The organism is Leptolyngbya sp. FACHB-321, from assembly GCF_014695975.1.
Classification (GTDB): domain Bacteria; phylum Cyanobacteriota; class Cyanobacteriia; order Leptolyngbyales; family Leptolyngbyaceae; genus Stenomitos.
The window spans coordinates 75,551-99,176 of sequence record NZ_JACJPI010000070.1 but is presented as its reverse complement, the minus strand read 5'-3'; the positions used below and the strand labels follow the sequence as shown (position 1 = coordinate 99,176).

Here is a 23,626-nt window from a genome sequence, read left to right as displayed (position 1 = left end):
GCAAAAAAGTGCTTCTAGACTAAGCATGAGGGCAAACCAGGCATGAGATTTTGCATTTTCAGCCTATCGGGTTTGCCCCTTTCTTGTCCCAGTTCTTATCCCGAACTCAGGTTAGCTACTAAGCGATTCGCAGTAATTTCATTATCGTTAGAAGGTCGTCAAAAGACTGTATCTCTAGCGCTCAACCGTTATGGATCGTTTCCCCTGGTAAGCACCTTCTGCACAGTCATTACTACGGGCTACCGACTAGGGAAGGGCCGAAAGCTCATGAGTCAACTGCACCCGCCCTTTACGTAGGGCATACAGGATGCGATCAATACAGTAGAGGTCTTCTTCGCAAGTAGGTTCATACAGCAACACTGCCAAAATGCCATAGCGATCAGCGATCGTGATTTTGCCAGAGGCGCTGACTTGGGCAAACAGTTCAGAAATAGCGCAGGGCAGTGGAAGAATCTTAACCATGATGGCTCTACAGAACGCGATGTTCTTAGTATCAAGCGTTTTTCTTCGCGTTCTGGTGACAGACAGGCGGGTTAAATGTGATAAATCTTGCTGCGTTTGGTGATCAATTTAAGTGCTTTGAGTGACTTCTATCACATGGCGCTACATACATGCCAAAGTTGCTGCCTCAGGAGTGGATGGGTGGCGGGGATACTGGCTGGTCAGCACCATAGATAGGCGCAGGGTCAAGACCGGTAATCTGCTGAAATTGCTCGGGTGAGATGGCGCTAGTGCAGGGTGGTGCCACTGAGTCTTGTTGCAAGGTCTGGTTTTCCCAGGCTTGAAGCTGCTCATGCGCCTTGTCAAGAAATTTGCAGCCGCGTAGTAGCGGTATTTGGAGCCAGCTATCGACTAAGGTTTCGACGAGAGCCAGCTCGATTAAAGGTAGGGGATAGCAATCAAGCAACAGTTCTAAGGCATGATCGAACATCTCTGTTTCGTCGCCATCTAGCTGGTAACTGCTAACAATGTGCTTAATTCGCTGCCGTTTTAACTGCGCTCCAATTTCCATTGAGACCTCAGCCAGAGAGTTTCACCTGAGAGTTGTCGTCAACAAGAAATTGTAGTTCATGCTGAGAACGGAATCGTTGATGGCAGCGAAAGCAGCGTTATTCGATCAGCTTAAGAGCTTCGGGCTTATGGGCAGCTTCTTTTCCAGTACGATCGCTCTCAACTAGATATTCAGGGTTGTCATCTGAGGCAGCGACATGATGCCCTTTAATGTCCGTTGGCTCTGTTAGCTTGCGTTTCACAACTCCTTTAACGTTTCCCTGAGCGCTTTTCCATTCAACCCGATCGCCTTTTTTGAACGAATCAGCCATTAAGATTCTCCTGCTGCAATTGTTTCATAATCTTGACGATACGCATGATCGTAGTGCGGAACCTCTATCTAACGTGGCGCTTTTAGTACTAGCAGTAAGAAAGTCAATACGGCTTGAGGACTACATTGCTTCACGGACATCTATGCATAGATAGAGCGCGATTACAGTTTTGGTACGACCAAAGATGGGTGGTTTTAAATGCGATCGCTTTTAGTCTAAAAGGTGTAGAGCATACGCAGGACTAACCCAGATGCAACGATTAACGTCTTTGATTTATCTAGCAGGTGCAGTGGGTGCAGTTTCTTTGGCTGCACTGCCTGCTTCACAAGTGTTGGCTCAGACGGCAGTCACTCCAGCAAGCCCTACAACAGGCGTAACTCCAGCAAGCCCTACAACGGGAGTCACGCCAGCGGCTCCTACAACGGGAGTAACTCCTACCGTACCTCCGGGTAATACAAGAACGCCATCTGACATAGTTCCCGATCGCAATGCCTCTCCATCGGGCGGCATCAATGGCACTAACAATGGCACAATCTCTGCACCCTCGGGAACTGTGTCTCCCACAGGTACATCGGGTGGCAACGTCACGGCTCCAACTGGCTCCTATGGGGTTGTAACGCCATCCTATGGCACGTCGGTAACAACGCCAGCAGGAACAGTTCCTTCTGGTCTTTCAACTGGCGGTGCAACAACTGGTGGTGCAACAACGCCCTCAACCGTGATCATTACACCGAACAATTCGACCAATGGCACCTTGAATGCACCGGGCAGCACGTTAAACACGCCAGGTGTCACTCCAGGTAGCCTACGACCTGGCTCAACCACGGCACCGACTAATACGCGTCCAACAACTACACCAGGAGCATTAATACCAGGAGCATCAACGGCTCCATCTGTTACGCCTACTGGTGGCGCTACAGGTACTGGTGGCACTACAGGTGTAGGAGGACGGTAGGAGGACTGTTGCTCAACTTGATTTGACTTATAGCAAAATGATCAAGGATGAGGGATAAATAGAAGCCTTGCTTAAAGGACGTTTCAAGGCTTATGTTTGTCCTACCGTTCTCTTCAACTGCTATAACTCTGAAGGGGTAGGCTCGTCACGGCTGGAAAGGGCTTGCTGGGTCGGTATCTCAGTAACGAACGCAGTACCTTTTCCTACTCTCAAAAGGCGCTAAGTTCAAAGAGATGCTGACTGCACGAATATACTAGGTTGGCAAGCCTCTGTGCCTCTGATGTGTCCAAACGCGATCGCGAACTGACAACATATTTACCAAAACAAACTGATGCGCCCTGCCAAACGGTAGGGCGCATCAGAGGTATAAGCAGTTATTTGAGAGGGGTTTCAACTTCTCAAAAATTAATAGCACGCTAGCCTGGAATGAATTTAAGTGAAACGCCATTCATGCAGTAGCGTTGGCCAGTGGGTGCCGGTCCATCATTAAACACATGACCCAAATGCCCACCACAGCGACTGCAATGAGTTTCAACGCGGGTCATAAACAGTGATTTATCAACGGTTGTTTCGATCGCGCCATCGATTGGCTTAAAGAAACTGGGCCAACCCGTACCACTATCGAACTTTGTGTCTGAGACAAATAGGGGCAAACCACAGCCTGCACAAGCATAGGTGCCTTTGTCGTATTGTTTATCGAGGGGGCTGGTGCGAGCACGTTCGGTACCGTGCTGACGCAAAACTCGAAATTGCTCTGGTGTAAGAATTTCCCGCCACTCGTCATCTGTTTTTTTAATTTCGAAGTCGTGATTTGTAGCTGTCATGCTCTGCGATTTCCCCAATAGGTAGCGTCCAGATAGATAGTGTGATAGCCAGGTTACGCCAACGATCGCGGCACTGGCTTCTAAAAGCATTCGTCTCTTCATCATGACGCAGATTATTACTGACTGGCTAACCGATTCAAACGCTGATAATGTGTTTTGCTGTGATGGGTTTGTCACATACAAGAAGACCGATCGCTAAGAGAAGCGATCGCTAAGGAAAGAGCTGCTGGAGCGAAACGTCTACCCCTGGAAAGGCAAGTGGAGCCAGTACTGCATCCGAGCCAAACACCGTTTCCTGCTGATAACCTTCAGGCGTTGGTGCACGCAAGACATAGACCTGGCGATCGTTCACGTCCAGAATCCAGTAATCCGCGATCCCCGCTTTCGCATAGAGGTTTGCTTTCTGTCCGCGATCAAATGCTAGCGTTGTGTCTGCAACTTCGATCAGCAAGAAGATTTCTGTTGGAGCGGGGTGGTGATCAATATATTTTCGAGAATCTAGCCGGACAATCGCAATATCTGGTTCGGGTTCAGAATACTCACCCAGTCGAATGGGATCTTGAATCCTTACCAAAGCTTGCCCTATGAGGGCTTGTCTGAAGTGATCAGCCGCACAGAGGTTGGTTGCTGCATGAGGAGGATTTTTAGCTGCCATCGGGATAATTTGTCCCTCAATCAATTCAACCTGCTCTTCAGGGGCAAGGATACCAACAGCAGTCATGTGGTGATATTCATCGACGGTCCACAGGCGTACTTTAGTAAGCGTCACGATCGCGTTCCTCTCTGTCGCTGTTTCAATCCTAGACTAATTCGACTTGGGGCTGCGGTAGAACATAGTCTCCAGGCTTCTATCCCTCACTTTGAGGGAAACTTTCCCTCTCGAACTTCAGCGTCATAGTCTTGTACTGCCTGAGTAATCACTTCCCTCAGATTGACGTAAGACTTCGCAAAGGGTGGCTGACGCACCGAAAGACCTAGTAAATCAGCCGTCACTAAAACTTGCCCATCGCAATGTGGACCTGCACCAATGCCAATTGTGGGGATCGTCAGTTTTTGCGTGATTTGTTGAGCAAGGTCACTGGGAATATGCTCCAAAATAATTGAAAATGCTCCAGCCTGCTCTAGCGCGATCGCCTCTGCCAAGATATGGTCTGCGGTTTCAGGCGATTGCCCTTGCTGGCGATAGCCCAGATGATGCACTGCTTGCGGCGTTAACCCGACATGACCCATCACGGGAATGCCAGCCTGCACCAGTTGAGCTACTGTTGCGACGATCGCTGGGTTGCCACCTTCCAGCTTGACTGCCTGCACGCCCGTCTCTTTCAACGCACGTCCGGCTGAATGTAGCGCCTGCTGCACGCTTTCTTGATAGCTCATGAAGGGTAGGTCAGCCACTAGCAGCGCCCGTTTTACGCCGCGTCGTACTGCTTTAGCATGATGGAGAATCTCATCCAACGTTACTGGTAGCGTCGTGTCATACCCTAATGCCACCATTGCCAGCGAATCGCCCACTAAAATTAGATCAACGCCTGCTGCGTCTAACACATGGGCGATCGCATAATCCCAGGCGGTCAACGCCACGATCGAGCGTTCCTGCTGTTTCCATTGGATCAGTTGATGGGTTGTCACTGGCATTGGGAGGCGATGGAGAAGGTGTAGGAAAGAGGTTACAGAGGAGGAAAGCAGTAAGAGCGATACAGGTAACTGAATGCCCTGCTGCTAAATGGTTGTCCTCACATTCTCTTTGCTAGGGAGCAAGGTACAACATCTCGTCTTCCTCCACCCTACACCCTGCAACCCATACCCGTATCTTCATTGCCCGCTTCGACTGAACGTATTGTGTGCCCCCGTGCGGAACGTTGTCATGCTGACCCAAGCAAGCCCTTCGCTGGTGCCAACCCAAAGCTTGTTGCCAGTATCGGGGGAAAGCGAAAGGATACGACTGGACGGCAGTCTTGCGATCGCGCCCGCAGACGCACCGTTAAACGGGTTAATTCGCAGTAACCCGGTTGTTGTGCCAACCCACAAACTGTTGACCTTATCGAACTGAAGCGCTGTGACGTTACGTCCACGGAGCGGGGTAACCGATCGCACTTGCTGCCCAGCTTTATCAAGTTCTAGTAAGCCGTTAGGTGTACCAATCCAGAGGGTTCCCCATTTACTAAGCGCCAGCGTTTGCACCGTTGTACCGGGTAGATTGCTGACTCGCTTGATAACTTCGGCGCTGGCGGTATTGATCTGCACTAAGCCATCTAATGTCCCTACCCACAGGTTGCCGTCTGTATCCAGACTCAGAGCATTCGCGCTTACTCCAGGCAAATCTTTTACTGTTGTCATCAGTAAGCCTTGATCAGGGCTGATCAGTGCCAAGCCGTTATCAGTGCCGACCCAAAGATAGCCGCGTTTATCAATCAGTAACGACAGCACACGATTAGACGGGAGCGCGAAATTTTGTGCTGTGACTGCACCCGTACGGGGATCAATTCGAGCTAAACCCTCATACGTGCCAACCCAGAGCCGCCCCACGCGATCGAGCGCTAAAGCACCGACTGTTCGATTCGGCAGGCTGATCTTTGCCCGAACTTTGCCACTTTCGGGATTAATCTGCGCTAACCCCTGCCACGAACCAACCCATAATGCGCCTTTACTACCTGGCTGCAAGGCGCTGACCCGGTAATCAGCATTGATTGACTCTTCTAGCTGCTGCCTCTGCTCGGGTAAGGGTGCTACTGTGGGCGGCGGCGCAGCAGGGGGGTAAAGGGGGGCAGCATTTGGATCACCCGTTGTCTGCGCGAGGGTTTGCGGTGATAGCTGTGACAGCGCAGTATCGCTGTTAGATACGTCTGCTGCCTTTACAGCCGTGGTTGATCGCCCTCCACCCTCTTGCAGTGTTAAAAGCATGAGAGCAACACCGATCGATCGCCCTAACCATCCTGCATGACACGCCATAACGCACTCTCCGCCAACAATGAACCGAGTCAGTCTGGAAGCTGAGGCACGATCACCGCAGATCCAGTCCACCATTGCGCCCCATCATACTGTCAGTTCTGTTGAATGAACGATAGACTTGGCAAAGCAGTAAGGTTTACTGCTGGGTGCAATTGGTCAATCGCTTCACGTTTCCGCCTCGCACGATCGCTGGTTCACAACAGTTTTCTTTGCAACAGCATCTACTTTGCAATTTGCAATCGCCTCTGCTTTGCAACAGGGCTAGCCCTGTATGCATCAGCTTCATTTAGGGTGTGATCGCCTCATCACACGATGGGAATAATGACCTTACTCACTTCACAAAGCGCTTGCCTATCCCAGCCATGTTTAACTCCAAAGCGGCAATTCCCCTTTTTCTGATTTTGGCTCTCGTCTTCATTGGTTTTGGTGATCAATTTCTGCCTCAACCGATGCGTAGCGCCAGCTTCAACACTCGTGTTGCGCTCGACAACTGGATGACGAATTCATTCACTGTTTGGAAACCCAAGACGAATCCAAATGCTCGTACCGAACGGGCGATCGATCAGCAAGAGTCAGGCAAAAACCCTTAAAACTTAGCCACCGCTCACCAGATGTCTGCCTTCCGGTAGCCCCTCTCGCGGTATGATAGTGACCCTGTAACACGCTCGTTGCAGCTGCTTTGTTGCGGCACGGCAACGCGGCAGCAACAAAAACTAGCATTTGAATTCACAGCGCACTATGACTCAGCATTACCGCATCACGCTTCTTTCTGGCGATGGCATTGGTCCCGAAATTATGGCAGTTGCCGTTGACGTGTTGCAGGTGATTGGTAAGCAACTGGATCTAACGTTTGCCTTTCAAGAAGCGCTGATGGGTGGAGCGGCGATCGATGCCAAAGGTGAACCACTTCCCGCCGAGACACTAGAGCTGTGCAAAAACAGTGACGCGGTTTTGCTAGCGGCGATCGGTGGCTATAAATGGGATTCACTGCCTCGTCATCTACGTCCTGAAACAGGTTTGTTGGGGTTGCGTGCTGGGTTAGGACTCTTCGCCAATTTGCGTCCTGCCAAAATTCTGCCTCAGTTGGTTGATGCCTCTAGCTTGAAGCGCGAAATCGTGGAAGGGGTAGATATCCTGGTCGTGCGGGAACTAACGGGTGGCGTTTACTTTGGGCAACCCAAAGGCATTTTTGCTACCGAAACAGGTGAGAAGCGCGGCGTCAATACGATGGCGTACACCGAGTCGGAAATCGATCGCATTGGTCGCGTTGGCTTTGAGACAGCCCAGAAGCGCGGTAAGAAGCTTTGCTCAGTGGATAAGGCAAATGTGCTGGAAGTGTCGCAACTATGGCGCGATCGCATCACTGCCCTTGCCGCAGAATACCCTGATGTCGAGCTTTCACATATGTACGTGGATAATGCCGCCATGCAACTTGTGCGTTATCCCAAGCAGTTCGACACGATTGTCACCAGCAATCTCTTTGGCGATATCCTCTCTGACGCAGCGGCAATGCTGACTGGAAGCATCGGGATGCTGCCGTCTGCCAGTTTGGGTGCATCGGGTCCTGGTGTCTTTGAGCCAGTCCATGGTTCTGCCCCCGATATTGCTGGGCAGGATAAGGCGAATCCGCTGGCACAGATTTTGAGCGCAGCAATGATGTTGCGCTATGGCTTGCATCAACCGACAGCCGCCGATCGCCTTGAGCAGGCAGTGCTAACAGTACTGGATCAGGGCAAGCGCACAGGCGATATTATGTCGGACGGTATGACGTTGCTTGGCTGTCGAGCAATGGGCGACGCGCTTATCCAGGCACTTCATACTATGTAGTTTTAGTTTTATGTAGTTTTATCAAGAATTAGCGCGAGCAACTCCAAACCGTTGAACCTGAGTATACTTTTACGAGGTTTCGGCAGCTTCAGGCATCAGACCAGCAAGCGCACTTTCAAGCGAAGTGTTGAGAGCTACCCTTGTCGAGAACGTACAGATATACTAAAGTCAGCAAAAACAAAGGGGCAAAACGGTGGTATACGCTTCGCAAAGACAGACTCAAAGCAGGGTGGATGACTCGGACTTTACGGCGTTACTGGACCCCGCTCTGATTCGCTCAGCGCGGCTCATTTACACGACCTACTACGAAGTGCATCCCGGTTTGATTCAGCGTCCGCTTGGGGTTGCTATCAATCGTTTTACGCATCGGGGCAAGCTGATTTTTTCTGGTAAGCCCGTTTTGCTGCCCCAAGAATGCTTTGTACCATTTAGTCAGATTGAGTCGGAGATGTATTAGGGGGAATAGGGAGTCGGGAGTCGGGTAAAGAGGGACGATCGTGTAGTGCTAAATTCCCAACTTCTTTACTGGTGGAGGCACTGACAACCTGGGCTAGAAGTCGGGGATTTGAGTTGCTGCTTCGTATGGCTCAACCACACTTTTTCTGTGCTAACAGGGTAACTTAAGTGTTGTAAGTCGCTTGTTGCGATGCGTTCCCTAGCCCCTGTTCTGCATGGATTTCTTCTTTGATTTGTTTACGACAATCGTCGTTTTCATTCTGGGAGCCTCTGTTGGTAGCTTCTTGAATGTAGTGGTGTATCGGTTGCCTGCAGGGATATCACTAGCTTATCCGCCGTCGCGTTGCCCTAAGTGTTTGCATCGGCTAGGCAAGCGTGAGAATGTTCCAGTATTTGGCTGGCTGTTGCTGAGGGGTCGCTGTCGGCACTGCAAAAATGCAATTTCTGCCCGTTATCCTTTGGTCGAAGGGATGGCGGGATTTTTGTTTGTCATTACCTTCTGGACGTTTGGCTGGTCGTGGCAAACGATCGGCTACTGGGCTTTTTTGAGCTGGCTGCTATCACTGTCGCTCATCGACCTGGATACAATGACCCTGCCGAATCCGTTGACACAATCGGGCTTGGCGCTCGGGTTAGTCTTTCAAGCACTCCTTGGTTTTTCCATCAGTGCCAGTCTGTCCGATGCCCTTACACAACTGATGCATGGCGTTTTGGGTGCTGTTGTTGGTCTGTGGTTGCTAGAGCTAATTGCGATCGCTGGTTCCATCGCTTTAGGACAAGCCGCCATGGGCGCGGGCGATGCCAAACTCGCTGCCATGATGGGCGCATGGTTAGGTTGGAAATATCTCCTGCTGGCAGGCTTTCTTGCCTGTGCGATCGGTGCCTTTGCAGGTGGGGGCGCGATCGCACTAGGTTGGATCGATCGTCGCCAAGCCGTACCATTTGGTCCCTATCTAGCACTGGGTGCAGCGATCGTGGTGTTTCTGGGTGATGCTATTTTGTCCACCTATTTTCAGGTGTTCTTTCCACTGGCATAAAGGCATTTTTAACAAGGGAGTCTGGGGAAGCAAGGGAGCAGGCTGCCAAACTTAAAACTTATACCCCGGTGAGGCTTCTGGCTTTGCTTAGATAGCGGTACTTAATTAGCACCAGCTCGGCAATTGTGGTGGTGGTCTCAGCCAAAGTGTAGCTGGAGAGCCTCAGCTGGCTATACTTGATGGCTCTGCTGCTTCATCAAAATCAATAAAGGTATGGAACTGGCAGATTGAAAGGCACAACGGAAATAATTCAACGCTGCGAATTGCTGTTGCACATTGGAAACGATCGTCAAGATACCAGTGTCCTCATACAACATCTTTTTACACGGAATTATGTTTTTTGTTAGCATTCTCCACTGCTATTTACCTCTAAAAATTTCTCTTGAAATCTAAGCAACGTGTTTGGCAATACAATCTCAGTTAATACGCTGAGACTTAAATCAATTTACAGTATTACTATCAACGGTTTAAACGTGTAAAGCTTTCTAACTAAAACTTTAATGTCCTTCTCGAGAAAGATGTGAGCTATCTTTCTACCGCAGTAAGTTAGAGTTAATCCCGCGAAAAACCTTGACAAATCAAGGTTTGAGTCAGATTTATCCAGATGCAATCAAAGCTTGAATTGTAAAGAAACAAATCTGCATTGGTTGTTCTTGGTGACATACACTTCTGGCTCGAATAGCTTCATATCTGCGTGGAGATTGTTAATTTAAGGACTTTGCCGCGATCGCTATCTTTGGATAGGCAAGCTGTTGTGTCTGTTCCCGCTACTAAATGTTTTCATTTAGTGCAAGCTTTGCCTTGCTAATGAAAGTAAGGGCTAAATCAACATAATTTACTGACTTTAAAGGTGGTGCATGAAGTTTTGCTTCATGCATCAAAGTTGTTGTTTGAGGAGTTTAAACAATGAATTATTTGCTTCATAACTTATTACTAAGTTCAACCGTTTTAATAGTTTCCCATTTTGGATTCCAGTCGGCGAGCGCGGTTCCCACTCGGACGATGGATCGTCAAGCAGCAGACCCATCTCCTCGCCTGTTAAGTCAGCAAATGGCAGATAGCGTTGCTATACAAGACAGTACCGATGACGAACCTATGTTACAAGTGACCTCGGTTTCACAATTGTCGGATGTTCAACCAACGGAATGGGCTTTTCAAGCCTTACAGTCGCTAGTAGAGCGCTACGGCTGTATTGTGGGTTATCCGGATCGCACGTTTCGTGGCAACCGGGCGCTAACTCGCTACGAATTTGCGGCTGGATTAAATGCTTGCATGGATCGCATCAATGAATTGATTGCTGCTGGCACTGCTGATCTGGTGAAAAAAGAAGATTTAATAGTGCTTCAACGCTTGCAAGAAGAATTTGCTGCCGAACTAGCTACACTTCGGGGGCAGGTAGGGGCACTAGAGGCGCAGACTGCCACACTAGAACGGCAGCAGTTTTCTACCACTACTAAGCTGACGGGTGAAAACGTCTTTGGCATCGTCAGTGTTTTAGGTGGCGATCGTGCCGATGGCACAGAAGCCGATCGCATTCCTACTTTCGGTTACAGAGTGCGACTGAATCTAGAAACGAGCTTTAGCGGTAGGGATCAGCTCACGACTCGGTTTCAAGCAAACAATGTTACTCCTCTTGGGGGCACCACAGTTACAGGTATTGGTCTCGGTGCCTTGCGCACTAATGAAGGACGTGTTGAATTTGACGGCGATAGTCGTGGCTCAGTGGGTATTGGGTTGTTGCGCTACCGCTTTCCGATCGGTCCTCGCACCAATATCTATCTTGCAGGCGCAGGTAATGGCTTTGTTGATATCGATGCCTCACAGCAGTTAAATCCTTACTTTGATGGGGGTGCCGTTTCGCTGTTTGGTCTGCGTAACTCGATTTACAACTACTCTGGCGGTACGGGCTTTGGTCTCCGTCATCTCTTTAACGACACATTGGAATTAAATCTGGGCTATCTGGTGCCGAATGCGAACGATCCCAGTGTTAAAAATGGCTTATTCAATGGTCAATATGGTGCCCTGGCACAGCTTATTGTTAACTTAAGTCCATCTAGCCGGATTGGGTTTACCTACGTCAATGCCTACAGTCCGTTTCCTAGTAAGGTGCAACCGGATATCTCCTCTAGCTTGGGCGCGACTGGTAGTAATTTGGCAAACAGTAACTTTGGTACCGCTGTAAGCACTAACGCTTTTGGCTTGTCAGGCAACATCAACTTTAGCCCCAACTTAGCTCTCGCTGGTTGGGTCGGTTACTCTCAACAGCGCTACGTTGGCAAGGGCGATGGTGATGTCTGGAACTGGATGATTGGGCTTGCGTTTCCCGATTTGGGTAGAAAAGGTGACTTGGGCGGCATTTTGGTGGGGATGGAGCCAAAGTTAACTAGCCTGACTAATAACGTGAATGGTGGACAAGCCGATCGCAATACATCGCTTCATGTGGAAGGCTTTTATCGCTTCCGTATCAGCGACAATATTGCTATCACCCCCGGTGTAATCTGGCTAACAGCACCCAATCATGACATTCGCAATGACGATATCTTTATTGGCGTGTTGCGAACTGTTTTCTATTTCTAAAGCGTTTGTTGCTTCAATTAGCTTTGGTTTATTTGCAGCTCTCAGGCTTATTTCAATACGGTTTGTAACTTGATTGAAATAAGCCTGAGGTTAAGGTTCTTCGACGGACACGATCGCGATAGCTTCAGGGGATGACATATAGCGGTTCTTACTTGAAAACGTTATCTATTAGCGCCTGCATGCTTTCTAAATTGCTTATACTTTGCTTATTCAGGCACTGCTATCTATCAGTAAGTAATTGCCGAAACCTGCAAAAATTTGTTTTTTGGTAAGCCTAAACATACGTCAAGAGCTATCCTTTAATCTATTTGCAGGTATCTTTAACAAAATTAATAGAGTACTCACTTAAATAATTCTTTGGATAGACCCTGTAATCTGCGATCATTTGTAACCTGAAACTAAGAACTTCATAAGCTCATTAAAATGTGAGTTTTAAGACTAAGCGCTTGATAAATTCGAGCCTAGGCATAGTTTAACTACTGGGTTCCTAAGATTCAAAGATGGGTATTTGTTAAAACTTTTTGCAAAAAACTTTGTAACTGGGTTCAGGCTCCTAAATGATTAAATGACTGCAAAACTGAAACGATTTTGATGGTATTACAGTCTTAGCTTGGGCTTTTCCAATGAACCTTGTACGATCACTCAGACAGTTTTTCACTCAACGTTGGCACCAATCGCGACGCTTTCGCATCGGTGGCTGGATTGCCTTAACGGTGCTGAGTGCCTTGCTGGTTGCCGTTCCGGTTGTGTTGTCACAGCAGCCAGTCACGCTGCGGCTGCTAATGTTGGCTCCCGACATTCCGCCCTACAGAGTGTTGGTTAAAGCATTTGAAGCGGAGAATCCGGGCATTCGCATTCAACTGGATGAAGGTCCCAACTCGGCGAACATCAACGAAGACCTTTACACCACCTCGTTTCTGTTGGGCAACTCTCCCTACGATCTCATCAATATGGATGTGGTCTGGACGCCCAAATTTGCGGCAGCGGGCTGGTTATTAGATCTCACTGATGAAGTTTCGCAGCAAGATCTCGCTGGGTTTTCGCCACAAGCTGTGGAAAGTGGACGCTACGAAAAGCGGCTTTATCGGATGCCGGTGCGATCGGATGCCGGTGTCCTCTACTACCGCAAAGACCTGATTGAGAATGCCGGATTACAGCCTCCTAAAACGCTCGATGATCTCATAAGCATCTCGAAGACGCTGCAAGATAAGAAAGCAGCCCGTTGGGGCTACCTCTGGCAGGGTCGCCAGTATGAGGGGCTGATCACCATGTTTGTGGAAGTGCTGAAAGGCTATGGTGGCTTCTGGATCGATCCGCAATCGTTGGATGTGGGTCTTGATCGCCCCGAAGCTGTACGCGCGGCTGAATTTTTGCGGCAGACAATCGCCCAAGGCGTTTCACCCCCTGGTGTGACAACCTACGTTGAAGAAGATACGCGACGCATCTTTCAAGCGGGTGATGCTGTTTTTCTGCGTAACTGGCCCTATGCGTGGGAGTTAGTCAACAAAGAGGACTCGCGCATCAAAGGCAAGGTAGGTATTATGCCGATGGTGCCAGCGTCTGGTCAACCAGTTGGCGGGTCTTGCTTAGGTGGCTGGGGGGTTGGCATTGCCAAAACCACTCGACATCCCAAAGAAGCCTTGAAGGCAGTGAAATTTCTCACCAGCCAAGCGCCTCAAAAAGCATACATTCTAGAGTCAGGCTACGTCCCTAGCCGCCGCGTCCTATTTAACGATCCAGAGATTGTTGCCAAATACAGTCACTATCCCCAACTGCTCAAAGTCGTGGATCAAGCGGTTCTGCGTCCGTCGATCGCCCAATACGCGCAAGCATCCGACATTCTCCAACGCTACCTCAGCGCAGCTCTGACCAATCAACAACCGCCAGAACAAGCCATGAAAGCCGCCGCTGGTGAAACACGACGCTTGTTAGAAGCTGGGAAGAAGAGTTGAAACAGTTGTTAGCTGTAAAGCCCTACGGGCATACCAGAAAGGTTGTTAGTTGTTAGTTTGAAGTTTCTTCCCCTGCTTCTCCTGCCACCTCTGTCCCCTGCCTCCTTCTCTCCGCCTTTCATCCTTTAGCCTTTCCTTCACCCATGCAAGCGACAAACGGCAAAACAATTCAGTCACGGGAACAGCGCGTCGGGTTGTACTTACTCCTGCCGTCGATCGCGGTGCTTTTGTTAGTGTTTGCCTACCCAATCGCGCGATCAATCTGGTTGGGGCTGTTTGCTCAAAACCTGGGAACGGAGCTAAAGCCAGTCTTTGCGGGTTTTAGTAACTATGCACGCATTATCGGCGACGGGCATTTTTGGCAAACGTTGGGCGTGACCACCCGGTTTACCGCTATCTCGGTTCTGCTGGAACTAATCTTAGGCATGGGCATTGCGCTGGTGCTGAATCAGCCGTTTCGTGGTCGTAACATTCTTCGCACAGTGGCAATCATTCCCTGGGCGTTGCCTACAGCGCTGATTGGCCTGGGCTGGACGTGGATTTTTAACGATCAGTACGGCATTGCCAATGACATTTTGCGGAATTTAGGGCTGATTACCACGGGTATTAACTGGTTGGGTGAGCCGCTCACGGCGACGATCGCCGTCATCTTCGCAGACGTTTGGAAGACAACACCCTTTATCAGTCTGCTGCTGCTGGCGGGACTACAATCCATTCCCGGCGATTTGTATGAAGCCTACTCGTTGGAGGGGGCAACGCCGTGGCAAAGTTTTTGGCAGATTACGGTGCCACTGCTGTTGCCGCAAATTATCATCGCCATGCTGTTTCGCTTCGCCCAGGCGTTTGGCATTTTCGACCTCATTCAAGTAATGACGGGCGGCGGTCCCGGTGGTTCAACAGAAGTAGTATCGCTCTATATTTACTCCAATGCGATGCGGTATCTCGATTTTGGTTACGCATCCGCTCTCATCGTCATCACGTTTTTGCTACTTGTAATTGCAGTGATTATTGGCAGTATCTTAATCCAACGATCGCGATCAAGAACAGTGGCATAGAAAGTTTTGGTTGTTAGTTTTTGGTTGTTAGAGCAATAGGAAGTAAATATGAAGTTAAAAAATTAAACCTAACTACTTTTTCCCGCCTAACCACCAAAACTATTAGCTTTCTCCGGTCTAACAACCAACAACTAATAACTACAACCATCTCTCTCTTTGTCTAACAACCAAAAACTAACCACTAACAACTCTTAAAAATGGCAACGGCACTGGATTCCAACCGATCAATTAATACTCCTGCTCCTCCTAAGCGGCAGTCCGTTTCTCTAGGCAAAATCTTGTTTTGGCTAGCAGTGGTTGCGATCGCTATCTTTTGTTTGGCTCCTATGCTTTGGCAGGTGCTAACGTCCTTTAAGGTCAATGAAGATATTTCGGCAGTGCCCAATGTCTATTTCCCCACTCGGCTGACGCTCAATCACTACATTGAATTGTTTAGCCGTCGCCCGTTTATGCGCTACATCTTAAACAGCGCGATCGTGTCTTTAATTTCGACGATTGCGTGTTTGGCGATTGGTTCTCCAGCCGCTTATGCACTTGCCCGTTTGCGTCCTTTAGGCAGAAAAGTCGTTCAAGCAGCCGTTTTACTCATCACCCTGTTTCCTGGCATTTTGCTGCTTCAAGGATTACTCGAAATCGTGCAGTTTTTCCATCTAGGTAACAACTACCTGGCGCTAATCATTCCATACACAGCAATTAACCTACCTCTGACCATTCTGGTCATGCAGAGCTTTTTTGAGCAGTTACCCAAAGATCTAGAAGACGCTGCCAAAGTAGATGGCTATTCCATCTGGCAAATGTTGATTCAAATCGTCATGCCGTTGACCTTACCAGCCCTCGTCACAACGGGCATTCTCACCTTCATCTTTGCCTGGAACGAATACATTTTTGCTCTTACCTTCCTCACCGAAGAAAGCATGAAAACCATTCCAGTTGCCTCCGCCCAAATTGGTGGCTCATCCGTCTTTGAAATTCCTTACGGCCCGATCGCAGCAGCGACTGTTATCGGCACCATTCCCCTTGTCATCCTCGTCCTCTTCTTCCAACGCCAGATTGTGCAGGGCTTAACCGCTGGAGCCGTAAAAGGCTAAAAGCTTTTTAGCCTACTACTTCGTAGAAGCAAGCTACATTTTCTATCCTTTATACTTCCCTCCCATGTCTCGACTCGAACTTAAAAATCTCAACAAAACATTCACCCCTAAAGTGATTCCAGTTAAAGACATTAGTCTGGCTGTTGAAGACGGAGAGGTGCTGAGTCTACTGGGACCCTCCGGCTGTGGCAAATCAACGATCTTACGCATGATTGCTGGTTTGGAGCAGCCGACGCGAGGACAAGTGCTGATTGGCGATCGCGATGTCACCTTTAAACGACCGGGCGATCGCAACATCGCAATGGTGTTTCAGAGCTACGCGCTTTACCCGCATTTGAACGTGCGCGAAAACCTTCGTGCTGGGTTAAAACTCAAGAAAGTACCGACGGATGAAATCGAAAAGCGCATTACCGAAGTATCTGGGATTCTGGGATTGGATGACCTGATGCAGCGCAAACCGGGGCAGCTTTCGGGTGGTCAACGGCAACGAGTCGCTGTAGGACGTGCTTTAGTGCGGCGATCGGATGTCTTTTTGCTAGATGAACCCCTTAGCAACCTGGATGCCTTGCTGCGAGAACATGTCCGCGCTGACCTGAAGCAGATTTTCTCGGTGCAGAAAGCGCCTGTGGTTTATGTCACCCATGACCAAACAGAAGCCATGACGCTCTCAACGCGGGTTGCCGTACTTAACAATGGCTATCTGCAACAGTTAGATGCACCAGAGCGGATTTACGATCGTCCAGCCAATCAGTTTGTCGCTGGTTTTGTCGGCAGCCCGCAAATGAATCTGCTTACGCTTCCCTGCCAGGGCAACTACGCCTTGCTAGGAGACTTTAAAATTCGACTGCCCGATTTGCCAACGGTGCCACCCCAGATCGTGCTGGGTCTTCGCCCGGAACACCTTCAGCTTGCTGAAACCGAGGCTGCCGCCACGGTTAAAGGAGGAGTCTTTCTTGTCGAAAACTTGGGGATGCACAATCTGGTCAGCATTAAAGTAGCCAACGCTCAGGGTGATCCCATTATCCTGCGAACGCTGCTGCCACCAGAGCATTGGTCTAACCGAGAACTCGCTTTCACCATTCCACCCAACGAAACCCACTGGTTTGACGTGCAATCAGGCGATTCACTGGTACGGCGAGCGTAAGCATTAACCCGTTGCTAGTTAAACCAGTGATGGTTGTCCGTTTGTTTCAGCAGCCAAAGCCTCCAGCCGCTCTTGTTGATCCTGGGAAATGCAAGTTTGAATCACTTCCTCAATATCACCTTGCAAAATGGGTGCTAACGAAAAGTTTTGCCCCAAGCGGTGATCGGTGATGCGATTGTCTTTGTAGTTGTAGGTGCGAATCTTTTCGGAACGAGAACCAGTACCCACCTGCGATCGCCGCATGGATGTTACCGCTTCTTGCTGTTCACGCAGTTTTAATTCGTAGAGTTTTGCCCGCAGAATTTGCATGGCTCGCTCGCGGTTCTGGAGCTGCGAGCGTTCTTCTGTGCAAAAAATGCGAATTCCGGTCGGCTTGTGCATCAAGTCAACAGCAGTTTCCACCTTGTTAACGTTCTGTCCACCAGCACCGCCCGATCGCGCTGTGGTTAGTTCAATGTCTTTGGGGTCGATGTGAATCTCTACCTCATCCACCTCTGGCATAATTGCCACCGTTGCCGTAGACGTATGCACACGACCAGAGGCTTCTGTCAGAGGTACGCGCTGCACCCGATGAACGCCTGCCTCAAACTTAAGCTTGCTATAAACACGATCGCCCTGAATCTCTAGAATGGCTTCCTTGCAGCCCCCCATATCAGCTAACGACTCACTAACCAGTTTCACTCGCCAGTTTTGAGTTTCGGCATAGCGCGAATACATCCGCACCAGATCTCCCGCCCAGATACTTGCCTCGTCGCCACCTGTTCCAGCACGAATTTCCAACATGATGTTCTTGTCATCATTTGGATCGCTTGGCAGCAGCAAAATCTTCAGGCGTTTTTCTAGTTCAGCAGTTTTGGCTTCAAGTTCGTCAGCTTCTGCGGCTGCCATTTCATGCAGTTCTAAATCGCCACCTGACTCCTTCACTATTTGCTTTGCTTCGGCAAGCGATTGTTGAGTTGTTTTCCAATCAGCAAACGTATTGACGACTTCTTCGAGTGACGATCGGCTCTTTGCCACCCGCTGAAATTCACCAGGATCTTTTGCTACATCTGGGTCTGCCAAGCGACGAGTCAACTCATCAAATGTTTGCTCAACCGATCGCAGCTTATCTAGTAGATATGCTTCAGCCATAGGACAAAACTCTCGAAAACAATAGAGTAAAATATCGACTTAAATTTTGAGATCACAGATACACGCCTGAACGTTTTAACGCTCAAGCGTGTATGTCTCATCTAAAAACCAGCCGCTCTACCGTCTCTTCTTCTTCTGAGGCTGTACGTCTGCTCCCTCTTCACCCTCTAACATGCCGTACTTACGTAAGAAGCGATCAACCCGACCTTCGGTATCAATAATCTTTTGCGTACCCGTGTAAAAGGGGTGATTGCCAGACCACACATCAACGTGCAGTTCAGGCTTGGTGGAACCAATGGTCATAACCACTTCACCATTGCAAAAAACCTTTGCATCGGGATACCACTTGGGATGAATATCAGGCTTAGGCATTATTAACTCTCCAACGTCTCCATCTCATTAATCAATCTTAGCGCTCAACCTCTAACCTTATTAAAAGCAGTAGTTGATACCTGAATGCCAGCAGTTTTCTACCGCTTCGAGAATTGAGGTGCTTTACGCGCTTTGCGTAACCCGTACTTCTTGCGCTCTTTAGCACGGGGATCACGGGTCAGATAGCCTTCAATTTTCAATGGCTTACGATTGTCAGGGTCGAGTTGACAGAGTGCTCGCGCAACGCCCAGACGCATTGCATCAGCTTGCCCAGTCAAACCGCCCCCATGAGCGTTGACTAAAATATCGTATTCACCTTCTAGCCCCAACGTTTCCAAGGGTGCTTTGGTAGCCGCTAAGTAATCGGCATTGAACTGGAGATACAAATCACCAGGCTTGCCATTGATAGTTAACTGACCAGTCCCAGGCACTAAACGTACCCGAGCTACTGCTGTTTTACGGCGACCCGTTCCTAAATAAACGACTCGTCCTTGGTCAATAGCTTGCATTAGTGTTGTTCTCCTGGAATAGTCTGAATTGCTAGAACTTGAGGCATTTGAGCCTGATGCGGATGGTCGGCACCTGCGTAGACTTTAAGCTTTGTGAAAAGCTGCCGTCCCAAAGTAGTCTTAGGCAGCATTCCTTTAACGGCTTGCTCAATAATACGCTCCGGTATCCGTGCCTGAAGTTTTGCGAAGGTTTCAGTCTTCATCCCGCCAGGACGACCAGAGTGACGACGGTACAGTTTCTGGCTGCGTTTCCTGCCAGTCACATCAACTTTCTCAGCGTTGATCACAATGACAAAATCGCCTGTATCCATATGAGGCGTAAATGTTGGCTTGTTTTTGCCGCGTAATACAGTCGCAATTTCGCTAGCCAGGCGACCAAGTCGCTGATCCGCTGCGTCAACAATGTACCAATTGCGCTCAATGGAATCGATAGGTGGAAGGTAAGTCTTAGTCATAGTAGTCTCGTGTGCTTGAAATGTGAATGGGCATGACGGGCGGCAAACAGGGTTAAGGTCTTAGATGACCAGCGATCGCTCAGGAAATGCCGCTAAGGATAGCGCTGGCTGAGTGTCATACCAGACCTCAGGGGGGAAGGGAAACTCTGCATAGCCAACCCGCAGTAAGCAAAGCCCTTGTGCTGGCGCGGCATACTTTACCTGGTCTCGGTGCTCCTGTTTCCAGACCTCAGTAAAGTTGCCAGGCGATCGTACGCCACGCCCAACCTGTACTAACATTCCTACTAACAGACGCATCATGCCGTAGAGAAAGCCGCTTGCCTGCACTTCAATATAAACCAGCGCCCCATCACGTTTACACTCTGCTGCCTGAACATCAACCCAGGAGTGAGGACGATCTGACCCAGCACGATGAAAAGCTGCCAGATGATGTCGTCCAATAAGTGGCAATAATGCAGCCCGAATGAGCGACTCATCCAACGGTTCGTAGTAATAGTGCCACGCAAAAGGACGAACAAATAAGTTAGGGCGAGGATCAGTATAAAGCGTGTAGCGATAACGTCGCCAAATCGCTGAAAACCTAGCATGCCAAGTAGAATCTACGATCGCCGAGGCACGAATTAAAACGTCGTCTGGCAGCCGAGCATTAAGAATAGCTGCCCAACGGTGAGCTGGGATATGTGCAGGTGCATCAAAATGGGCAACCTGTGCAGCGGCATGAACGCCAGAATCAGTTCTGCCAGCCGCATAAATGCGAACAGGGAATCCCAGTACTGCTTCTAAGGTTGTTTCGATTTCTTCCTGCACCGTTCGATGCTTGGGTTGCCGCTGCCATCCATGAAAACGAGTACCCAGGTATTGGATTACCAGGGCAACTCGCTGTGTCAGTGGAGAAGCAGAAGACAGCATGAAATCAGGTCAACTCAATGATTGCCATCTCGGCATTATCGCCGCGACGATGAACAGTACGGATAATGCGAGTGTAGCCGCCTTGACGATCGCCATAGCGAGACGCTGCTTGCTCAAACAAGGCATGGACTAACTGCTTATCAAACAGGTAACCTATCGCTTGCCGACGTGCTGCCAGAGAACCGTCCTTAGCTAACGTAATCATACGGTCTGCCTCAGAACGTACAGCACGAGCGCGGGTTTTGGTCGTTTTAATGCGACCATTACGAATTAATTCTGTCGTCAACGAGCGTAGCAAAGCACGACGTTGATCAGCAGGTTTACTAAGTAGAGGAACACGACAGCGGTGACGCATAAGACTTCACGTTAAATTGAGTAGTTGTTAATCTATTGCTTGTCAGTAACAAGTAGTCGTTAGCAAGCAAAATCGGAATGCTAGCTAGATTTGGAAGACTTTTCCTGCGGTAGGGTGATGCCTAAGCGTTGCTGTAAGGCTTCAACTACTTCTTCAGCAGACTTCTGACCAAAGTTTTTGATTTCTAGCAAATCTTCTTGACTGTAGTCCAGCAAGTCTGCCACTGAGTTAATCTGAGCGCGCTTCAGACAGTTGTAAGCACGTACCGAAAGCTGAAGTTCTTCAATCGGGATTTGATTAGCCGGATTTTCTTCATCCCCATCTTCTTCGTCTGATGGCTCAAAAGTGATTTCTTTAAGAGGGTTAAACAAATCAACCAAGATGTTTGCTGCTTGGCTTAACGCTTCCTGTGGTGTCAGGCTACCGTTCGTCCAAATTTCCATGATTAGGCGATCGCGCTCGATCAAACCGCCAGCTCTTGCATCTTCGACAATGTAATTCACTTTGCGAACTGGCATAAAGAGTGAATCAATTTGCAGAAAGTCTAAAGCGGCTGTCTCATCTCGACCTCTTTCAACCGTACGGTAGCCCTTCCCTCGCTCGATCCGAAACTCCATCTCTAGAGTGGAACCTGCCGACAATGTAGCGACATACTGATTCGGGTCAACGAGTTCTACTTCAGACGGCAAGTCAAACTGATCTACTGTGACAGTTGCGGGACCCTGCGCTAGCAAACGCCCAATTTGTGGCTGAGAAGAATGGCTCTTAAGCACAACCTTCTTCATGTTCAGCAGAATATCGAGAACGTCTTCGCGCACTCCCGGAATAGTAGCAAACTCGTGATTTACACCGGCAATGCGTACAGCAGTGACAGCTGCGCCCTCTAGATTTGATAGCAAAACACGCCTGAGAGCATTGCCTAACGTGATACCCTGTCCGCGCTCCAACGGCTCAATGACAAAGCGGCTATTCTGGCTTTGATCCCGTTCTGTTTTGGATTCAACGCATTCGACCTGAAACTGTGCCATGTAGCAACCTCCCCGCTTCTTAGTGAAAGGCAAACGCCTTACTGACTCAACTCTGAACGTACGAACAATGTGATAGTGAATAACGAAGTCGCTATGGAGAGTAATGCTCTAAGCTCACAACCTCACACATATCTAAACCAACATGACGAAAGCAAGTCTATCTAGACTCGGCGGCGTTTTGGAGGGCGGCAACCATTATGTGGAATTGGTGTTACATCTCGAATGAGGGTAATCTCTAATCCAGAGCCTTGAAGTGCACGGATTGCTGTCTCCCTACCTGCGCCAGGACCACTAACCATTACTTCAAGTTGACGCATACCTTGATCGGCGGCACGTCGAGCGGCACTTTCTGCCGCTGTTTGTGCCGCAAAGGGAGTACCTTTTTTAGCACCCTTAAAGCCACTAGAGCCAGCAGACGCCCAAGAGATAACCTCTCCGTTGGTATCTGAGATCGTCACGATCGTGTTGTTAAACGTGGATTGAATGTAGGCTACGCCACTCGGTACATTCTTCTTCTGCTTACGTGCTCCGGTTTTTCGAGCTGGTTGTCGCGCCATGTCAGTTCTCTAATTTTGTGTGTAACGTGTTTGACTAAAAATGTACAAGTAGCTGTAGCGTTAACTAAAAGCACAAGCCTATTGCTAGTAAGCGAAGCGATTACTTCAACAAGCTTGCGCCAACTACTACTTACCTATTTCTTACTAGGTGCCTTTTTCTTACCAGCCACTGTGCGACGACCGCCTCGCCGGGTACGAGCATTTGTACGAGTACGTTGACCACGAACAGGAAGACCAAGACGATGACGACGACCGCGATAGGTGCCGATATCCATCAATCGCTTGATGTTCATCGACTCCAAGCGTCTTAGATCACCTTCAATTTGGTAGTTCTCTTCAACTTCTTCACGCAATAAAGAAACATCAGCGTCACTCAGATCTTTGACGCGAGTATCTGGATTAACACCTGTTGCTTTCAAAACGTCTTGGGAACGGGTCAGCCCAATTCCGTATATATATGTGAGACCAATCTCAATCCGCTTGTCGCGAGGTAAGTCTACTCCAGCGATCCGTGCCACGCTATTCTCTCCCAGTCTTCTACTACTAAACTTTCGACTCTTGCCTGCTAAGTTCCTACACTCGTCTAGAACGTCTCTGGCAATCCCTGTCTTGGTATATGCCTTAGCCTTGACGTTGCTTATGCTTCGGGTTTAGACAGATCACCATCACTCTGCCGCGACGACGAATAACGCGGCATTTCTCACAGATCTTACGAACAGATGCCCGGACTTTCATGACTCGTTTTCGCCAGTATTACAAACGTTATATGCTATCAAAATCAAAGGGTGATTGTCAAATATTTGTTCTAAGATTCTGAATCTTTAGTACCTTCAGCCATAAAACGCAACCCATTAACAAACTACTTTTTATTACGTAAGCGATACGTAATACGACCTTTGGTCAGGTCGTAAGGTGTCAACTCGACCTTGACTCGATCGCCCGGAAGGATTTTGATGTAATTGCGGCGAATCTTGCCAGAAATATGAGCCAGGACATTAAACCCGTTATCAAGGTTGACTCGAAACATAGCGTTGGGCAGCGATTCGGTGACCGTGCCTTCCATTTCAATTAGATCTTGCTTTGACAATGTGCTTTCCTCTACTAAGTAATGATCAAACTTGATT

At 49.0% G+C, this 23,626-nt stretch carries 28 protein-coding genes; 10 read left to right on the top strand and 18 right to left on the bottom strand.

What is annotated here, in order from left to right:
* Positions 1 to 246: 246 nt before the first annotated feature.
* From H6F76_RS19380 to H6F76_RS19370, 3 genes are all read right to left on the bottom strand, one after another.
* Positions 247 to 462, bottom strand: coding sequence for a hypothetical protein (locus H6F76_RS19380; RefSeq protein WP_190448219.1), 216 nt, complete (start codon positions 460 to 462; stop codon positions 247 to 249).
* A 166-nt stretch (positions 463 to 628) separates the two neighbouring features.
* Positions 629 to 1,012 (bottom strand): hypothetical protein, encoded by a 384-nt coding sequence (locus H6F76_RS19375; protein WP_190510730.1) that lies wholly within the window; start codon positions 1,010 to 1,012, stop codon positions 629 to 631.
* A 97-nt stretch (positions 1,013 to 1,109) separates the two neighbouring features.
* The gene (locus H6F76_RS19370) at positions 1,110 to 1,322 is read right to left on the bottom strand and encodes a DUF2945 domain-containing protein (protein ID WP_190510729.1); all 213 of its coding nucleotides are present in this window, start codon (positions 1,320 to 1,322) and stop codon (positions 1,110 to 1,112) included.
* 250 nt (positions 1,323 to 1,572) lie between these two features.
* Here H6F76_RS19370 and H6F76_RS19365 point away from each other — a divergent pair, with 250 nt between their 5' ends.
* The gene (locus tag H6F76_RS19365; RefSeq protein WP_190510727.1) at positions 1,573 to 2,277 is read left to right on the top strand and encodes a hypothetical protein; all 705 of its coding nucleotides are present in this window, start codon (positions 1,573 to 1,575) and stop codon (positions 2,275 to 2,277) included.
* A 416-nt stretch (positions 2,278 to 2,693) separates the two neighbouring features.
* Here the strand turns inward: H6F76_RS19365 and msrB are convergent, their stop codons facing one another.
* The 4 genes from msrB to H6F76_RS19345 form a co-directional block, all read right to left on the bottom strand.
* Positions 2,694 to 3,203, bottom strand: a complete 510-nt coding sequence (gene msrB, locus H6F76_RS19360; protein WP_190510748.1) for a peptide-methionine (R)-S-oxide reductase MsrB — start codon at positions 3,201 to 3,203, stop codon at positions 2,694 to 2,696.
* A 109-nt stretch (positions 3,204 to 3,312) separates the two neighbouring features.
* Positions 3,313 to 3,870, bottom strand: coding sequence for a Uma2 family endonuclease (locus H6F76_RS19355; protein WP_190510725.1), 558 nt, complete (start codon positions 3,868 to 3,870; stop codon positions 3,313 to 3,315).
* A gap of 86 nt (positions 3,871 to 3,956) precedes the next feature.
* The gene (panB, locus tag H6F76_RS19350) at positions 3,957 to 4,736 is read right to left on the bottom strand and encodes a 3-methyl-2-oxobutanoate hydroxymethyltransferase (protein WP_190510723.1); all 780 of its coding nucleotides are present in this window, start codon (positions 4,734 to 4,736) and stop codon (positions 3,957 to 3,959) included.
* A 177-nt stretch (positions 4,737 to 4,913) separates the two neighbouring features.
* Positions 4,914 to 6,050 (bottom strand): two-component regulator propeller domain-containing protein, encoded by a 1,137-nt coding sequence (locus tag H6F76_RS19345; RefSeq protein WP_199322217.1) that lies wholly within the window; start codon positions 6,048 to 6,050, stop codon positions 4,914 to 4,916.
* Between the two features lie 362 nt (positions 6,051 to 6,412).
* Here H6F76_RS19345 and H6F76_RS19340 point away from each other — a divergent pair, with 362 nt between their 5' ends.
* The 9 genes from H6F76_RS19340 (at position 6,413) to H6F76_RS19300 (ending at position 17,186) form a co-directional block, all read left to right on the top strand.
* On the top strand, positions 6,413 to 6,640 hold the full coding sequence (locus H6F76_RS19340; protein ID WP_190448231.1) for a hypothetical protein: 228 nt from the start codon (positions 6,413 to 6,415) through the stop codon (positions 6,638 to 6,640).
* Between the two features lie 148 nt (positions 6,641 to 6,788).
* The gene (leuB, locus tag H6F76_RS19335) at positions 6,789 to 7,877 is read left to right on the top strand and encodes a 3-isopropylmalate dehydrogenase (protein ID WP_190510721.1); all 1,089 of its coding nucleotides are present in this window, start codon (positions 6,789 to 6,791) and stop codon (positions 7,875 to 7,877) included.
* 229 nt (positions 7,878 to 8,106) lie between these two features.
* On the top strand, positions 8,107 to 8,334 hold the full coding sequence (locus tag H6F76_RS19330; protein ID WP_219904056.1) for a hypothetical protein: 228 nt from the start codon (positions 8,107 to 8,109) through the stop codon (positions 8,332 to 8,334).
* Positions 8,335 to 8,548: 214 nt separating this feature from the next.
* Positions 8,549 to 9,370, top strand: coding sequence for an A24 family peptidase (locus tag H6F76_RS19325; RefSeq protein WP_190510719.1), 822 nt, complete (start codon positions 8,549 to 8,551; stop codon positions 9,368 to 9,370).
* 906 nt (positions 9,371 to 10,276) lie between these two features.
* Positions 10,277 to 11,947 carry an iron uptake porin gene (locus tag H6F76_RS19320; RefSeq protein ID WP_190510717.1) on the top strand — a complete coding sequence of 557 codons (1,671 nt, stop codon included), beginning with the start codon at positions 10,277 to 10,279 and terminating at the stop codon, positions 11,945 to 11,947.
* A gap of 623 nt (positions 11,948 to 12,570) precedes the next feature.
* Entirely contained in the window at positions 12,571 to 13,899 is a 1,329-nt protein-coding gene (locus H6F76_RS19315; protein WP_190510715.1) for an ABC transporter substrate-binding protein, read from the top strand.
* A 143-nt stretch (positions 13,900 to 14,042) separates the two neighbouring features.
* Positions 14,043 to 14,954 carry a sugar ABC transporter permease gene (locus tag H6F76_RS19310; RefSeq protein WP_190510713.1) on the top strand — a complete coding sequence of 304 codons (912 nt, stop codon included), beginning with the start codon at positions 14,043 to 14,045 and terminating at the stop codon, positions 14,952 to 14,954.
* 197 nt (positions 14,955 to 15,151) lie between these two features.
* Positions 15,152 to 16,042 carry a carbohydrate ABC transporter permease gene (locus tag H6F76_RS19305; protein WP_190448245.1) on the top strand — a complete coding sequence of 297 codons (891 nt, stop codon included), beginning with the start codon at positions 15,152 to 15,154 and terminating at the stop codon, positions 16,040 to 16,042.
* A gap of 64 nt (positions 16,043 to 16,106) precedes the next feature.
* Positions 16,107 to 17,186, top strand: a complete 1,080-nt coding sequence (locus H6F76_RS19300) for an ABC transporter ATP-binding protein (RefSeq protein WP_190510711.1) — start codon at positions 16,107 to 16,109, stop codon at positions 17,184 to 17,186.
* An 18-nt stretch (positions 17,187 to 17,204) separates the two neighbouring features.
* Here H6F76_RS19300 and prfA read toward each other — a convergent pair whose 3' ends face one another.
* The 11 genes from prfA to infA form a co-directional block, all read right to left on the bottom strand.
* On the bottom strand, positions 17,205 to 18,317 hold the full coding sequence (prfA, locus tag H6F76_RS19295; RefSeq protein ID WP_190448249.1) for a peptide chain release factor 1: 1,113 nt from the start codon (positions 18,315 to 18,317) through the stop codon (positions 17,205 to 17,207).
* Positions 18,318 to 18,434: 117 nt separating this feature from the next.
* Positions 18,435 to 18,689 (bottom strand): 50S ribosomal protein L31, encoded by a 255-nt coding sequence (gene rpmE / locus H6F76_RS19290; protein ID WP_190510709.1) that lies wholly within the window; start codon positions 18,687 to 18,689, stop codon positions 18,435 to 18,437.
* A 98-nt stretch (positions 18,690 to 18,787) separates the two neighbouring features.
* Entirely contained in the window at positions 18,788 to 19,198 is a 411-nt protein-coding gene (rpsI, locus tag H6F76_RS19285) for a 30S ribosomal protein S9 (protein ID WP_190448253.1), read from the bottom strand.
* Complete coding sequence (rplM, locus tag H6F76_RS19280) at positions 19,198 to 19,653, bottom strand: 50S ribosomal protein L13 (protein WP_190448255.1); 456 nt, start codon at positions 19,651 to 19,653, stop codon at positions 19,198 to 19,200. Before rplM ends, rpsI begins: the two co-directional genes overlap by 1 nt.
* Before the next feature lie 60 nt (positions 19,654 to 19,713).
* Positions 19,714 to 20,562 (bottom strand): tRNA pseudouridine(38-40) synthase TruA, encoded by an 849-nt coding sequence (gene truA, locus H6F76_RS19275; protein ID WP_190510708.1) that lies wholly within the window; start codon positions 20,560 to 20,562, stop codon positions 19,714 to 19,716.
* Positions 20,563 to 20,566: 4 nt separating this feature from the next.
* Positions 20,567 to 20,917: a 50S ribosomal protein L17 gene (gene rplQ, locus H6F76_RS19270; RefSeq protein ID WP_190448259.1), complete on the bottom strand. Its 351-nt coding sequence runs from the start codon at positions 20,915 to 20,917 to the stop codon at positions 20,567 to 20,569.
* A gap of 80 nt (positions 20,918 to 20,997) precedes the next feature.
* A complete protein-coding gene (locus H6F76_RS19265) occupies positions 20,998 to 21,945 on the bottom strand; it encodes a DNA-directed RNA polymerase subunit alpha (RefSeq protein ID WP_190448261.1) in 948 nt (315 codons plus the stop codon).
* Between the two features lie 161 nt (positions 21,946 to 22,106).
* Positions 22,107 to 22,502 (bottom strand): 30S ribosomal protein S11, encoded by a 396-nt coding sequence (gene rpsK / locus H6F76_RS19260; RefSeq protein WP_106256517.1) that lies wholly within the window; start codon positions 22,500 to 22,502, stop codon positions 22,107 to 22,109.
* 134 nt (positions 22,503 to 22,636) lie between these two features.
* Positions 22,637 to 23,020, bottom strand: a complete 384-nt coding sequence (gene rpsM / locus H6F76_RS19255) for a 30S ribosomal protein S13 (RefSeq protein WP_190510706.1) — start codon at positions 23,018 to 23,020, stop codon at positions 22,637 to 22,639.
* A 103-nt stretch (positions 23,021 to 23,123) separates the two neighbouring features.
* On the bottom strand, positions 23,124 to 23,237 hold the full coding sequence (rpmJ, locus tag H6F76_RS19250) for a 50S ribosomal protein L36 (RefSeq protein WP_190510703.1): 114 nt from the start codon (positions 23,235 to 23,237) through the stop codon (positions 23,124 to 23,126).
* A gap of 124 nt (positions 23,238 to 23,361) precedes the next feature.
* Positions 23,362 to 23,589, bottom strand: coding sequence for a translation initiation factor IF-1 (gene infA, locus H6F76_RS19245; protein WP_106256564.1), 228 nt, complete (start codon positions 23,587 to 23,589; stop codon positions 23,362 to 23,364).
* Positions 23,590 to 23,626: the final 37 nt, after the last annotated feature.

Coding starts and splice junctions, on each gene's coding strand:
- H6F76_RS19380 (WP_190448219.1), bottom strand. CDS start 462: ATGGTTAAGATTCTTCCACTGCCCTGCGCTATTTCTGAACTGTTTGCC.
- H6F76_RS19375 (WP_190510730.1), bottom strand. CDS start 1,012: ATGGAAATTGGAGCGCAGTTAAAACGGCAGCGAATTAAGCACATTGTT.
- H6F76_RS19370 (WP_190510729.1), bottom strand. CDS start 1,322: ATGGCTGATTCGTTCAAAAAAGGCGATCGGGTTGAATGGAAAAGCGCT.
- H6F76_RS19365 (WP_190510727.1), top strand. CDS start 1,573: ATGCAACGATTAACGTCTTTGATTTATCTAGCAGGTGCAGTGGGTGCA.
- msrB (WP_190510748.1), bottom strand. CDS start 3,203: ATGAAGAGACGAATGCTTTTAGAAGCCAGTGCCGCGATCGTTGGCGTA.
- panB (WP_190510723.1), bottom strand. CDS start 4,736: ATGCCAGTGACAACCCATCAACTGATCCAATGGAAACAGCAGGAACGC.
- H6F76_RS19345 (WP_199322217.1), bottom strand. CDS start 6,050: ATGGCGTGTCATGCAGGATGGTTAGGGCGATCGATCGGTGTTGCTCTC.
- H6F76_RS19340 (WP_190448231.1), top strand. CDS start 6,413: ATGTTTAACTCCAAAGCGGCAATTCCCCTTTTTCTGATTTTGGCTCTC.
- leuB (WP_190510721.1), top strand. CDS start 6,789: ATGACTCAGCATTACCGCATCACGCTTCTTTCTGGCGATGGCATTGGT.
- H6F76_RS19325 (WP_190510719.1), top strand. CDS start 8,549: ATGGATTTCTTCTTTGATTTGTTTACGACAATCGTCGTTTTCATTCTG.
- H6F76_RS19320 (WP_190510717.1), top strand. CDS start 10,277: ATGAATTATTTGCTTCATAACTTATTACTAAGTTCAACCGTTTTAATA.
- H6F76_RS19315 (WP_190510715.1), top strand. CDS start 12,571: ATGAACCTTGTACGATCACTCAGACAGTTTTTCACTCAACGTTGGCAC.
- H6F76_RS19310 (WP_190510713.1), top strand. CDS start 14,043: ATGCAAGCGACAAACGGCAAAACAATTCAGTCACGGGAACAGCGCGTC.
- H6F76_RS19305 (WP_190448245.1), top strand. CDS start 15,152: ATGGCAACGGCACTGGATTCCAACCGATCAATTAATACTCCTGCTCCT.
- H6F76_RS19300 (WP_190510711.1), top strand. CDS start 16,107: ATGTCTCGACTCGAACTTAAAAATCTCAACAAAACATTCACCCCTAAA.
- prfA (WP_190448249.1), bottom strand. CDS start 18,317: ATGGCTGAAGCATATCTACTAGATAAGCTGCGATCGGTTGAGCAAACA.
- rpmE (WP_190510709.1), bottom strand. CDS start 18,689: ATGCCTAAGCCTGATATTCATCCCAAGTGGTATCCCGATGCAAAGGTT.
- rpsI (WP_190448253.1), bottom strand. CDS start 19,198: ATGCAAGCTATTGACCAAGGACGAGTCGTTTATTTAGGAACGGGTCGC.
- rplM (WP_190448255.1), bottom strand. CDS start 19,653: ATGACTAAGACTTACCTTCCACCTATCGATTCCATTGAGCGCAATTGG.
- truA (WP_190510708.1), bottom strand. CDS start 20,562: ATGCTGTCTTCTGCTTCTCCACTGACACAGCGAGTTGCCCTGGTAATC.
- rplQ (WP_190448259.1), bottom strand. CDS start 20,917: ATGCGTCACCGCTGTCGTGTTCCTCTACTTAGTAAACCTGCTGATCAA.
- H6F76_RS19265 (WP_190448261.1), bottom strand. CDS start 21,945: ATGGCACAGTTTCAGGTCGAATGCGTTGAATCCAAAACAGAACGGGAT.
- rpsK (WP_106256517.1), bottom strand. CDS start 22,502: ATGGCGCGACAACCAGCTCGAAAAACCGGAGCACGTAAGCAGAAGAAG.
- rpmJ (WP_190510703.1), bottom strand. CDS start 23,237: ATGAAAGTCCGGGCATCTGTTCGTAAGATCTGTGAGAAATGCCGCGTT.